Source organism: uncultured Flavobacterium sp. (genome assembly GCF_963974175.1).
GTDB lineage: Bacteria > Bacteroidota > Bacteroidia > Flavobacteriales > Flavobacteriaceae > Flavobacterium.
In genome coordinates, this window is sequence record NZ_CAXBBR010000003.1 from 49,073 (window position 1) to 62,261 (window position 13,189).

Annotated in this window: 13 protein-coding genes and 1 other RNA gene; 4 read left to right on the forward strand and 10 right to left on the reverse strand. The window is 33.5% G+C overall.

Annotated elements, in window-relative coordinates; all coding sequences use genetic code 11:
• Positions 1-33: 33 nt before the first annotated feature.
• The 5 genes from AAC069_RS05500 to glyA all read right to left on the reverse strand — a co-directional run bounded on the left by AAC069_RS05500 (position 34) and on the right by glyA (position 5,072).
• Complete coding sequence (locus tag AAC069_RS05500; RefSeq protein WP_339919487.1) at positions 34-1,824, reverse strand: ATP-binding protein; 1,791 nt, start codon at positions 1,822-1,824, stop codon at positions 34-36.
• A gap of 11 nt (positions 1,825-1,835) precedes the next feature.
• Complete coding sequence (locus tag AAC069_RS05505) at positions 1,836-2,288, reverse strand: response regulator (RefSeq protein WP_245712023.1); 453 nt, start codon at positions 2,286-2,288, stop codon at positions 1,836-1,838.
• Between the two features lie 47 nt (positions 2,289-2,335).
• Positions 2,336-2,890 (reverse strand): AraC family transcriptional regulator, encoded by a 555-nt coding sequence (locus AAC069_RS05510; RefSeq protein ID WP_339919488.1) that lies wholly within the window; start codon positions 2,888-2,890, stop codon positions 2,336-2,338.
• 180 nt (positions 2,891-3,070) lie between these two features.
• Complete coding sequence (locus AAC069_RS05515; protein WP_339919489.1) at positions 3,071-3,664, reverse strand: tRNA-(ms[2]io[6]A)-hydroxylase; 594 nt, start codon at positions 3,662-3,664, stop codon at positions 3,071-3,073.
• Positions 3,665-3,797: 133 nt separating this feature from the next.
• Positions 3,798-5,072, reverse strand: coding sequence for a serine hydroxymethyltransferase (gene glyA, locus AAC069_RS05520; RefSeq protein ID WP_091086372.1), 1,275 nt, complete (start codon positions 5,070-5,072; stop codon positions 3,798-3,800).
• A gap of 107 nt (positions 5,073-5,179) precedes the next feature.
• Here glyA and fahA point away from each other — a divergent pair, with 107 nt between their 5' ends.
• Entirely contained in the window at positions 5,180-6,463 is a 1,284-nt protein-coding gene (gene fahA / locus AAC069_RS05525; RefSeq protein WP_339919490.1) for a fumarylacetoacetase, read from the forward strand.
• Positions 6,464-6,565: 102 nt separating this feature from the next.
• Here fahA and fsa read toward each other — a convergent pair whose 3' ends face one another.
• The 4 genes from fsa to ffs form a co-directional block, all read right to left on the reverse strand.
• Positions 6,566-7,222 carry a fructose-6-phosphate aldolase gene (gene fsa, locus AAC069_RS05530; RefSeq protein ID WP_091086379.1) on the reverse strand — a complete coding sequence of 219 codons (657 nt, stop codon included), beginning with the start codon at positions 7,220-7,222 and terminating at the stop codon, positions 6,566-6,568.
• A gap of 160 nt (positions 7,223-7,382) precedes the next feature.
• Complete coding sequence (locus tag AAC069_RS05535; protein ID WP_339919491.1) at positions 7,383-7,583, reverse strand: hypothetical protein; 201 nt, start codon at positions 7,581-7,583, stop codon at positions 7,383-7,385.
• A 2-nt stretch (positions 7,584-7,585) separates the two neighbouring features.
• On the reverse strand, positions 7,586-8,389 hold the full coding sequence (locus AAC069_RS05540; RefSeq protein WP_339919492.1) for an SDR family oxidoreductase: 804 nt from the start codon (positions 8,387-8,389) through the stop codon (positions 7,586-7,588).
• A 126-nt stretch (positions 8,390-8,515) separates the two neighbouring features.
• Positions 8,516-8,613, reverse strand: an RNA gene (gene ffs / locus AAC069_RS05545) — signal recognition particle sRNA small type.
• An 87-nt stretch (positions 8,614-8,700) separates the two neighbouring features.
• Between ffs and AAC069_RS05550 the strand changes: the two genes are divergently transcribed.
• Both AAC069_RS05550 and hutI read left to right on the forward strand, forming a co-directional pair.
• On the forward strand, positions 8,701-9,750 hold the full coding sequence (locus AAC069_RS05550) for a glutaminyl-peptide cyclotransferase (RefSeq protein ID WP_339919493.1): 1,050 nt from the start codon (positions 8,701-8,703) through the stop codon (positions 9,748-9,750).
• A 14-nt stretch (positions 9,751-9,764) separates the two neighbouring features.
• On the forward strand, positions 9,765-11,003 hold the full coding sequence (gene hutI, locus AAC069_RS05555) for an imidazolonepropionase (protein WP_339919494.1): 1,239 nt from the start codon (positions 9,765-9,767) through the stop codon (positions 11,001-11,003).
• 48 nt (positions 11,004-11,051) lie between these two features.
• Here the strand turns inward: hutI and AAC069_RS05560 are convergent, their stop codons facing one another.
• Positions 11,052-11,936, reverse strand: coding sequence for a hypothetical protein (locus tag AAC069_RS05560; RefSeq protein ID WP_339919495.1), 885 nt, complete (start codon positions 11,934-11,936; stop codon positions 11,052-11,054).
• A 100-nt stretch (positions 11,937-12,036) separates the two neighbouring features.
• On the opposite strand from AAC069_RS05560, the gene AAC069_RS05565 reads away from it, so the two are divergent.
• Complete coding sequence (locus AAC069_RS05565) at positions 12,037-13,074, forward strand: formimidoylglutamase (RefSeq protein WP_339919496.1); 1,038 nt, start codon at positions 12,037-12,039, stop codon at positions 13,072-13,074.
• The last annotated feature ends 115 nt before the right edge of the window (positions 13,075-13,189 follow it).

A 13,189-nucleotide genomic window follows, 5' to 3' on the forward strand; every position in this document is an offset into this window, starting at 1 on the left:
CCTGTACTTATTCTCCTAAACCTACTTTTAATACTAAGTGTCTCTAGGTAGATAAATAGAAAACGTGGTGCCAACATGTGGCTCTGATTGAACTTTAATGTATCCGTGGTGATTGTCAACTATTTTTTTACAAATAGCTAAACCTAAACCTGTCCCCGAATATTTAGGACCTGTTTCTAAACGTTGAAATAACATAAATATCTTTTCAGCATATTCTTGCTTAAATCCTATTCCGTTATCTTTAATTATAATTTTATGATAGTCACTATCCAAAATCAATTTATCGTGATAAAATTCCTCGACACCAACATCTTCTGAATAAATATTAATTTGAGGAGTAACAGTGTCTTTACTATACTTTAATGCATTAGATATTAAATTCACAAAAAGTTGATCTATTTGAAAAGACATTCCTTTTATCGTAGGCAAAGTTCCTACTTCTACAACTGCTTTTTTATCTTCTATATCAGACGACAAATCATCAATCACCAATTTTACAATATCATTTAAATTAACTTCTTCAAAAACCTTATCTCCTTTTACAGTTCTAGAATAATTAACTAAATCAATTAGTAGCGTTTGCATTTTATTAGCCGAAATACCAATTTTTGACAAATAGACTCTTCCTTGTTCTGAAATAGTTTCCTTATCACTAGCCCCTATTCTGGAAATAAACATTTGAATTTTATGGAGTGGCTCTTGCAAATCATGACTTACAATATTATTGAAAGACTCTAATTCTTCATTAATACTTTTTAGTTCTATATTACTTTCTTCTAATTCTAGTGTTTTTTCATACTGATCGGTCATGTCATAATTCACTCCCGTTTTTATCATTTCTCCTTTGCTATTTTGGGTAAAGCTTCCTACTGACTTAATATATTTAATTTCGCCATTAGCCAATACAAAACGAAACGTTACCGATGTAGGTTCATAGCTTATCAATGAATCCTTATGACTTTGCATGACATACGCTAAATCATCGGGATGAATGTATTTTGTGAGGTTTTCTAATTTGGGTTCAAAAGCATAAGGCTCTTCTCCTAAAAGACGATAAAAATTATCAGAGAAAGTATATAATCCTGTTTCTACATTAATTTTCCAGTGACCAAATCCAGCTATTTTTTCAGCTTTGTTAAACGATAGATTTAAAAACTTTAATTCGTCATTGGCTTTTTTCAACTCAACAACATCAACATTTGTTTTATTAAAAGACAATAGCAAAATCAATAATGTAAGTATCACTAATAAAAAAGCACTTATAATAGAGTCTTCTAATTCAAATTGATGATTAACATTATGAACTTTTATTTTATCACCTTCAGCATTTATCGTTTTATAGACAAATGATTTCATCGTCTCCGTAAAATCATTACTCTCCTGCAGCTTGGCATTGAATCCCTCACTATCAAAGGTTTTACTTTTTGATAACAATAAAGTTTCTCTAAACAAATTAAACCTATGATCTATTAACTTATTGAGTAAATCAATATCTTTAATTCTTCGGGGATTATTAGCTACTAATTTTTTTATTTTCTCAATATTTTGATCAATCTCCCCTCTTTTTAAAAATCTGTTTTTAAGATAAGATTCGTCTTTCGTGATTATATATCCTCTAAGATTACTCTCATACATACTAATTGTCGATAGTATCTTTTCGAGCTCTAATTGAGTTTCGGTTGAATTTGTAATTAAGCCAACTGATGAGTCAAGACTTCTCATCTGGGTATAAAAAATGGACGCTATATAGCCTACCACCAAAATTGCTACAACTAAAGCAATCTTAAATATTTGAGTGTTTTTATATAATTTTACTAACTTCACAAGCAGTTTTTTTAGATGCTAAAGAAAAAGGTTTCCTTATTTAACCCTGAAGAATGAAACTGCCAGTTGATATTTAAAACATCTTTGATCACTTTTTTTAATTTAGCAAAATCATTGGGCTTTTTAATGTAAATATTAGCACCTTCAACAAATGTTTCTTCAATATCTTTTTCAGACGAAGAAGTTGAATATATGGCAATTGAAACATCTTTAAATCTAACATCGGCTCTTATGACTTTAAGACATTCAAATCCTGACATGTAAGGCATATTTAAATCCAAGAACAATATATGCGGCATTATTATATCAGGGTTTGATAAATAATCCATTAAGTCTTTACCGTCGTTAAACAATGTCAACTTATTATTCATTTTAAGTTCCATCATTGCCTCACTAAAAAAAGTACGGTCATCTTCATCATCATCTGCTATCAAAATGTGCATAGAATCTTTATGTGAAATCATATATATACGGTGTTATTTTTTGTTTTTAATTTTTACAATAGTTGACGTTAATTCGATAAATTTCTTCTCTTATCTACAATTCTTTTAAAGGCTGAAGGGGTTAAGCCTGTCACTTTTTTAAACTGACTTGATAAATAAGCCACGCTACTATAATTCAATTTATACGATACCTCTGTTAAAGTCAATTGGTCTTCTAATATCAATTTCTTTGCTCTTTCAATTTTTTGAATAATAATAAAATTCTCAATAGAAGAATAAGTGTTCTCCGTAAAAACATTAGTTATATATCCATAACTTAAATTAAGTTTATCAGATAAATATTGGGAAATAGTGATTGCTGGCAATTTATCATTCTCATAAATCATTTCTACGATAGTATCTTTTATTCTTTGTATCAATTGGCTCTTTTCATTGTTTACAATATAAATTGCATACTTATTTAAAGAAGCTTGAAGTTCAGCAAAATCAGCATCAGAAACAGTATTGCTTATTTCAATCTCTCCTAATTCTAAAAGCTTATGTTTGATATTTAATCTTTCTAATTGTTCCTGTAAAATCACTCTACAAGCAACAATTCCATCATATTTTATATAGAGCCTCATTTAATAAAAATTATAATTGTTTAACATTATAGGTTATAAATATATATTAATTTTATTAATCGAAGCAAAAAATAAAGCTTCTGTTCCTTTATTACTTCGTTTCAAAAGCCTAATAATAGTTTAAATTTCTGATTTCTATCCTTTTATATCACATGCTAAATATTACAATCCCAATCCCATTTATCCGTGAATCGTTTCATTTTTACCGTAATTTTCAATTATGGAAGCTTCAAAATCGATCCATTCTCTCCAGCGTTTTTCTACATCAATTCCAGTTCCATATTTTCTAGCATAGGTAATGAATGTGGTATAATGTCCCGCTTCGCTTTCCATTAAATCACGATAGAATACAGCTAATTCTTCATCCTGAATATTTTCTGACAGCACTTTAAAACGCTCACAACTTCTAGCTTCAATCATCGCCGAAAAAAGCAATCGTTCTACTAAACTGGAAACTCTACTTCCATTTCCATTTTTTTTCATGTATGAATACAACTCATTCACATAATCGTCTTTGCGCTCGCGACCTAATTTTAACCCACGCTTAATAATGATATTGTGAACTTGCTCAAAATGATCAATTTCTTCTTTGGCCAAGGCCAAAAGATCCTTTACTAAATCCTGATGCTCTGAATTATTAGTAATTATAGTTATTGCGTTAGTGGCCGCTTTTTGTTCACACCAAGCATGATCCGTTAAGATTTCCTCGATATTTTTCTCAACAATATTTACCCATCTTGGATCCGTTGGTAATTGCAATCTTAATACACCCATCTTTTTTTGTTTAAAATTTATAATAGTTTAAAGTTTGAATTCAAAAAAAAAAGTTTAAAGTTTAAAACATGCGATACATTTCCGTAAACACAAACCTTTAAACTTTAAACCTGAAACTTTAAACAAAAGTTTTTTAGAAAACGAAAATAGCTCTTTCGCTCATCATTTCGTTAACTTCATTAGCCACTTGTTCGATGATATCTTCATTTGTATGATTCATCAACACTCTGTCAATTAATTCAACTATCGTTTCCATATCTTCTTCAACTAATCCACGAGTGGTGATAGCTGGAGTTCCAACACGGATACCAGAAGTTACAAATGGTGACTTGTCATCAAATGGAACCATATTTTTATTAACAGTGATTTCTGCTTTTACTAAAGCATTTTCAGCTTCTTTTCCAGAAATCCCTTTGTTTCTCAAATCAATCAACATCATGTGGTTGTCTGTACCTCCAGAAATGATATTGTACCCTCTTTTCACGAAAGCATCTGCCATTGCGTTCGCATTTTTTTGCAATTGTAAAGCATAAGTAAAGAACTCATCTTTCAAAGCTTCACCAAAAGCAACTGCTTTTGCAGCAATGATGTGCATTAAAGGTCCTCCTTGGTTTCCAGGAAAAACAGCTAAGTCCAATAATGATGACATCATTCTGATATCTCCTTTTGGAGTTGTTAAACCAAATGGATTAGGAAAATCTTTACCCATCATAATCAAACCTCCACGAGGTCCACGTAATGTTTTATGTGTCGTAGTCGAAACGATATGACAATGAGGAATTGGGTCATTCATTAATCCTTTAGCAATCAATCCTGCAGGATGTGAAATATCAGCAAATAAAATAGCGCCAACACTATCAGCAATTACTCTAAAACGCTCAAAATCCATATCACGTGAATAAGCCGAAGCTCCTGCGATGATCAATTTTGGCTGCTCTTTTGTTGCTATTTCTTGAATTTTATCATAATCTAAACGTCCTGTTTCTGCATCAACACCATAGAAAACTGGGCTATACAAACGTCCCGAAAAATTTACCGGAGAACCGTGTGTTAAATGTCCACCATGAGACAAGTCAAAACCAAGAATCTTGTCACCAGGTTTAAGGCAAGCAAAGAAAACTGCTGTATTAGCTTGTGAACCAGAATGTGGCTGCACATTAGCATATTCAGCACCAAACAATTCCTTAGCTCTATCAATAGCAATTTGCTCCACAACATCCACTACTTCGCAACCTCCGTAGTATCTTTTTCCTGGATATCCTTCTGCATATTTATTAGTCAAAACAGAACCTGCTGCCTCCATTACTTCGTCACTTACAAAGTTCTCTGAAGCAATTAGTTCTAATCCGTGTATTTGTCTTTCTTGTTCTTCTAGAATAAGGTCAAAAATTTGTTTGTCGCGTTGCATTTCTTCGTTTTTAGTTAATTTGAAGCAAAAATACAAAAAAACGTTTGTGAAACTGTTAGATTATAATATATTTGAAGTATAATTTTCAACAAAACAATTAACATATTATGTCAATAACAGCCAACGATACCAAAAGAAAATCATGGTTAGAGATACCAGAAAACAGTGATTTTCCAATTCAAAACATTCCCTTCGGAGTTTTTCTTACTAAAGAAAATGTGGTGACTGTAGGTACCAGAATTGGCGATTCAGCTATAGACTTGGGCGCTTTACAGCAATTAAATTACTTTGAAGGTATTGAATTGACTGATGATATGTTCATGCAAGACACATTAAATGATTTTATCTCTGATGGTAAAAAAACATGGCGATTAGTACGTAATCGTATTGCTGATATATTCGATGAAAACAATCCTAAATTAAGAGACAACGCGAAGCATAAAGACATCGTTATTTTCAAAATGGACGAAGTAGAAATGCAATTGCCCGTTCTTATAGGGGACTATACTGACTTTTATTCCAGTAAAGAACATGCTACTAATGTAGGAAAAATGTTTCGCGATCCAGAAAATGCTTTATTACCTAACTGGCTTCACATCCCAGTAGGATATCATGGAAGAAGCTCTACCATCATACCTTCAGGGATTCCAGTACACAGACCTATAGGTCAAACATTACCAGCTGGTGAAACTACGCCCGTTTTTGGACCTTCTCGTTTAATCGATTTTGAACTAGAAACTGCATTTATTACTACTGACGCAAACGTAATGGGAGAAATGATTCCTATCAACGAGGCTGAAGACTATATTTTTGGTATGGTACTATTAAATGATTGGAGCGCTAGAGACATTCAAAAATGGGAATACGTACCACTTGGACCCTTCTTAGCTAAAAACTTTGCTTCTTCTATCTCTCCTTGGATTGTAACTATGGATGCCTTAGAGCCTTTTAGAGTTCTTAGCCCAAAACAAGATCCGAGTCCACTACCCTATTTACAACAAAAAGGGAAGCACTCATTTGACATCCATTTAGAAGTAGCAATACAACCAGAAAACGTTGAACCTACTGTTATTAGTAACTCCAATTTCAAACATATGTATTGGACCATGAGTCAGCAATTAACACACCATACCTCAAACGGTTGTCGTGTAAATTCTGGAGACATGATGGGATCAGGAACAATTTCCGGACCTACGCCAAATAGTTATGGTTCTATGCTTGAATTGACTTGGGGAGGAAAAAACCCAATCAAATTGAATGACGGTACAGAGCGTAAATTCATAAATGATAACGATACTGTAATCATGAAAGGTTATTGCGAAAATAGCCAAGTTAGAATAGGTTTTGGAGAAGTTTCTTCTAAATTATTACCTCCTTTTGTAAGAAAGTAGTTTGATAATAATCATAAAAAAAGCCCCATTTGCATCTGCAAATGGGGCTTTTTATTTCTAAGCAACATACTGTGAGTTATCACTGAATACTGCTATCTTCTTTTACTTATTTCCTTTTTCGAAATCAGCTACAAACTGAGCCAAACCGATATCAGTTAAGGGGTGTTTCAACAATCCGTAAATTGCAGAAAGTGGTCCTGTCATTACATCAGCACCTATTTTAGCACAGTTTACAATATGCATTGTATGACGTACTGAAGCAGCAAGAATTTCTGTTTCATAACCGTAGTTATCGTAAATCAATCTGATTTCTTCAATCAATGCCAATCCATCAGTTGAGATATCATCTAAACGACCGATGAATGGAGATACATAAGTAGCACCCGCTTTAGCCGCTAATAAAGCTTGACCTGCAGAGAATACTAATGTTACATTTGTTTTAACACCTTTATCAGAAAAGTATTTAGCAGCCATTACACCTTCTTTAGTCATTGGCAATTTTACAACGATTTGCTCATGTAAATCAGCTAATTCTTCACCTTCTTTAATCATTCCGTCATAATCAAGCGCATTTACCTCAGCACTTACATCACCGTCAACAAGATTACAAATGTCAACATAATGCTTCAAAATACTGTTTTTTCCAGTAATTCCTTCCTTAGCCATCAATGATGGATTCGTAGTAACTCCGTCCAAAACTCCTAATGCTTGCGCTTCCTTAATTTGAGCTAAATTAGCTGTGTCAATAAAAAATTTCATAATATCTGTTTATTTAATTGTGTGTTTGTATTTTGGGCGTGACCACAAGGGTCGGGCTATTCGCTACAAGTCCTCGCATCGTTTCGCTTTCGCTACACGCTGCTGCGGGCTTTTCACTGCTATCCCTCACGCAAATCTGATGTAAAATTACAACTTAAATTTACTTAACTAAATTGTTTTTATTCAATTCTTTCAATTCATCCCTTATTTCTTCGAGAACATTAAGCATATCCTCTTTATAAAGCTCGTTATTATTCATTTTAGCACTAATAGATTTCAAAATACCACGAATGATAAACCAAAAAATGATAACAAGTAACCCCATCAATATTTGAGAAAGTAATTCTTTTATATTTTCCATAACTATAGTTTGTAATGGTTCATTAGCATTTTTTCGTAAACTTTATCAGGAAGAATTCGTTTCAATACAATGGAAAACTTCTGCATAAAAGCCCCTACTTTATAATGAACATTCGGCTCTTTAGTCTGCATAATTTTATACACCGCTTCTGCCATTTCATTTGGATTACTACCGCCATCGACATGCTCATCCATCGTTCGCAATGATTCTCCATAAGAAGCCTCATAAGCAGAACCCTTTATGACTGGTGCATGATAACGTCCCGAAGCAATATTAGTAGCAAAATCGCCCGGAGCAACATTTGTAATATGAATTCCAAAGGACTTCACTTCCATACGCAACGCTTCTGTAATCAATTCTAAAGCCCCTTTTGAAGCAGAATACATAGAGCGATACGGCAATCCCATATAACCAGCTATCGAAGTAATATTAATTATGAATCCTGATTTTTGCTCTCGCATTTGTGGTAATACCGCTTTCATTACTTCAATTGGACCAAAGAAATTAGTGTCAAAGTGATTTTTCATTTCAACAGTTGGAATTTCTTCCAATGGTCCCGTAATTCCGACACCCGCATTATTAATCACAATGTCTAATCTACCTGAAGTGGCGATAATTTTTGCGACAGCAGCCTCAATTGATTCTGAATTACGAACATCTAAAGCCACTAATGGAAAAATAGAATTTAGTACCCGTTCTGGGTTTCTACTTGTTCCATAAACAACAAACCCTTTCTGATGTAAAAACTCACCAATTGACTTCCCTATTCCGGAGGAACCTCCTGTAATCAAAACTACTTTACTCATTGTTGCTTTTATTGGTTGCTTCAAAAATAAAAAAATCCTCCCGAAGGAAGACTACTTTTGAAATTATTTTGAAAACATTTTTAAAATTTGGCAAAAAAAAATCTGAACAAAGTCCAGATTAAAAAAAAATGGCAAGCGACCTACATCGCACCGCTCAACCACGTACCCTTGCTATGTTCCCATCCTGGGGGAGTCTGCAGGAGCTGGTCGTGTAGGACTTGCCGCTGCAAATATACAATCTTTTTATATTTTTGCAAGCGCTTTGCTCGCTAAAAATAACATTGTATATTGGTGTATTCAAAATTCATACTATGAAAAATTATAACTTACTATCAGTCATTTTATTAGCAATGACACTTTCTAATTGTGGGGATACAAAAAAAGGAGAAAATACTATATTTAATTTCGATACATCAAAATTTGCGGCAAAATACATGCCTGAAGAAGCACTAACTTTAGAAATTCTGAACCCACAATCGAAAGCTGTGGATAGTACTATATATTATGTAAACGATACTAAGATTGGAGCTACAAAAGGACTAGAGAAATTAACCTTAGAATTAAAAGACCAAAAATTGGGTTACCAAAACCTAAAAGCGTTAGTATATTATGAAGGTGAAAATTCAGAAGCGACCGCCAGAGTAGAACTGGTATCCAGCGTACAACCTAAATTATTGAACTATAAAATTGTAAATACCCATCCACACGATACGCTTTCTTTTACAGAAGGTCTAGAGTTTTACAAAGACACCTTATATGAAAGCACTGGGCAAAAAGGCGCTTCTTACTTTAGAAAATACGATTACAAAACCGGTAAAGTATACAAGCAAGTAGATCTTGACGCTAAATACTTTGGCGAAGGAATTACATTCCTAAACGACAAGTTATACCAATTAACATGGCAAGAAAAAACAGGTTTTATCTATAATGCCAATACCTTAAAATTAGAAAAAACATTTGCTTTTACTAAAGATATTGAAGGATGGGGAATGACTAATGATGGGAAAAATATTTACCAATCAGATGGAACCGAGAAAATTTGGACAACAAATCCAAAAGACCTAAAAATGTTAGATTACATTAACGTCTATTCTGGCAAAACTAAAATCAAATCAATCAATGAATTAGAGTATATTAATGGTAAGTTCTATGTGAATGTTTGGCAAAAAGATGCCATTGCTGTGGTAAACCCTGCAACAGGAGCTGTTGAAGGAATCATTGACCTATCAGGTTTAAGAAAAATGGTGAAAAATACCACAGCCGAAGTTTTAAACGGAATTGCATACAACCCAAAAACCAAAACTATTTTTGTAACTGGAAAAAACTGGGATAAAATGTTTGAAATCACCGTTTCTGAATAACAAAATAAACAAAAATGACCACATTAATTATAAATATAAAGGAATTACTTCAGGTTCGCGAAATCTCAGTTGCCAAAGTATCTGGTGCTGCAATGGCTATTCTTCCTACAATCAAAAATGCGTACTTACTTATAGAAGACAATTTGATTGCTGATTTTGGTTCTATGGATAATTTACTAAAAACAAAAGCAGATAAAACTATTGATGCCACAGGAAAAATGATATTGCCCTCCTGGTGCGACAGTCATACCCATATTGTTTACGCAGGCAATCGCGAGCAGGAATTCGTGGATCGCATCAACGGCCTCAGCTATGAAGAAATAGCTAATCGTGGCGGCGGAATCTTAAATTCAGCTAAAAAGCTCAACGAAGCTACTGAAGAAGACATCTACAATCAGTCCAAAGAGCGTCTGGAAGAAGTTATGCGTCTAGGAACCGGAGCGGTCGAAATTAAATCTGGCTATGGGCTAACCATCGATGGAGAGTTAAAAATGCTTCGCGTAATCAAACAACTGGCACAAAACTATCCCATCTCTATAAAAGCTACGTTTCTCGGTGCTCATGCTATTCCATTAGCTTACAAAGAAGATCGAAAAGGCTACATCGATATTTTAATCAACCATATGCTTCCAGAAATTTCCAAAAACAATTTGGCCCAGTTTATAGACGTATTTTGTGAGACTGGTTATTTTACCGTTGAGGAAACAGAAGAAATTATGAATGCCGGAATACACTTTGGCCTAAAGCCAAAAATTCACGTAAACCAGTTCAATTCGATTGGTGGGATTCAAGCGGGAATAAAATACAATGCATTATCTGTAGATCATCTTGAAGTAATGACAATAGAAGATATCGAAGTATTAAAAAATACAGAAACGATGCCTGTAGCCTTACCGTCGTGTTCTTATTTTTTGAGTATTCCTTACACACCAGCACGCGCAATGATTGCGGCCGGTCTTCCATTAGCACTTGCTACGGACTACAACCCTGGTTCCACTCCATCTGGCAACATGAATTTTGTTGTGGCTACTGCCTGCATTAAAATGAAAATGACGCCAGAGGAAGCGATAAATGCCGCTACCATTAATGGAGCTTATGCAATGGGAATTTCAGACACCCACGGAAGTATAACTATTGGTAAAAAAGCAAACTTTATTATCACGAAACCAATCCCTTCCTACTATCAATTGCCATATGCTTTTGGCAGTAATTTAATAGACAGCGTATTTCTTGAAGGAAAAATTATTATATAAAAAAAGAGGAGCTATTAAGCTCCTCTTTTTTTACATACAAGTTTATACTTAGTTCAAAGTAAAACTAGTTTTTGAAACGATTTCATTTTTATCAAAAACGTTTACATAATAAGTCCCTTTTGCAAAATCTTTACCAGGCAAATTTTCTGTAACCTGAACTGTTTTATTTTCGTATTTTACAGTAGTCATGAAGCTATACGTTAAAGTATCATCACCAAAACTTACCGTTTTTTTGTCTCCTAAAACATTATTCTTACCATCAATAACTTGAACATAATATGTTTTATCTCCAGATTTTGCCACTTGATTTGCAGCAATTGTAAAACTAACTTTAAGCATATCTGCTCTGCTAGCTTTGTCTGTTTCAATTTGTTTTCCTGAACTTCTTACTTTAAACGCCGAACCTGTCATGTTCAAAACAGTTAATTTTGAAGCTTTTTCTACCGTTTTTGCTAATTCTTCATTTTGACCAACTAAAGCCTCATTGTATTTTTTAGACTCTCCAAGAACTATTACTGTACTATCACGTTGTGAAGTCACAATTTTGTTTTCCTTTTTCAAACCTTCATTTTCGGCCATTAAAGCTTTCATGTTGTTTTGAAGTGCAAAAAATTGCTTTTTGTATTTAGCCATTGAAGCTACATCCCCTTTCGATTTATTCAAATCAGCCATAAGACTTACAACTTTGTCTCTTTCTTGAATCAACTCATCAGACATTGAAGTGTTTTCAGAAATTGCAGCGTCATAAGTAGCTTTTAATTCTTGTAAATCTTTCATGACTACTTCTTTATCAGTCATTGTACTTTTCAATTCTGTTTGAACTGTTTTTACATCAGAGGTAACTTTAAAGATATAGATTAAGCTTCCTACTAATAAAACTGCTAATACAGCGATAACCGCCTTCAGACTTGAACTACTTTTTTGATTTTCCATTTTTAAAATATTTTTTTTTTCAAATTTAACAATATATATTCAAGTTATAACGTAAGTTAACACAATTATATTATTTTTGAAAAAAAACATTATTCTTTTTATGGAAAAACTGTTGCCTTTTACAATGAACGACCTTGCCAAAATAACTAATCACAGAAGTGGTGAAATAAAATTTGGAGAAAAAATGCTTACCGTACCCAAAGGAGTAGATGTTATAACCTTTTTACAAAACTCTGAAGCAAAGTATGTCTTAGTAGGAATCCCAGAAGACATAGGTGTAAGAGCAAATTTCGGAAGACCTGGTGCCGCTTCAGCATGGGACACAGCAATTAAAAGTATTGCCAATATTCAGCACAATCGTTTTTGTAAAGGGAACCAAATCATAGTTCTTGGGCAAGTTAATGTCTGCGAAGAAATGAAAGAAGTCGAACATTTAGATTTCCATGATATTGATGACCGTTCTAAATTGAGTCAGTTAGTTGAAAAAATTGACAAAGATGTTTCTCATATTATTTTTAATATTATTAAATCAGGTAAAACTCCGATAATAATTGGCGGAGGTCACAATAATTCCTACGGTAATATAAAAGGGACTGCTCTTGCAAAAGGAAAATCAGTAAATGCAATTAACTTTGATGCTCACTCTGACTTTAGAATCCTAGAAGGGCGCCATAGTGGAAATGGCTTTTCATACGCTTACGAAGAGGGTTTTCTTAAAAAATATTTTATTTTCGGATTACATGAAAACTATACCTCCAAAAGTGTTTTAGATCTTATCAAAAAAACAGAGGATCGTGTACGCTACAATACTTATGACAGCCTCGCAATTCGAAAAGAAAAGGATTTTAATCAAGAAATGCTTAGTGCGCTTGAATTTATAAAAACTGATTTTTTCGGAATTGAAATTGATTTAGATGCTCTCCCAAATATTGCGAGCAGCGCCATGACTTTGAGTGGTTTCTCAATAGAGGAGCTCAGACAGTTTATTTCTTTTTTCGGTAAAAATAAAAATGCAGCTTACATACATATATGTGAAGGTGCGCCCGACTTAGGAGAAGAAAAAAACAACCATTTGATAGGTAAGTTAATAGGGTACTTGGTGACTGATTTTATAAAAGCTAATAATAACTCGAACTAATTCACACCTTAAAGCCCGTCAAAACAAGGATGAATCCAGACGAATTCAGCTATTAAATAAGCATCAAAAATAATAATACTATCTTTGCACAACTATCCTTGTACTTAATACAGGA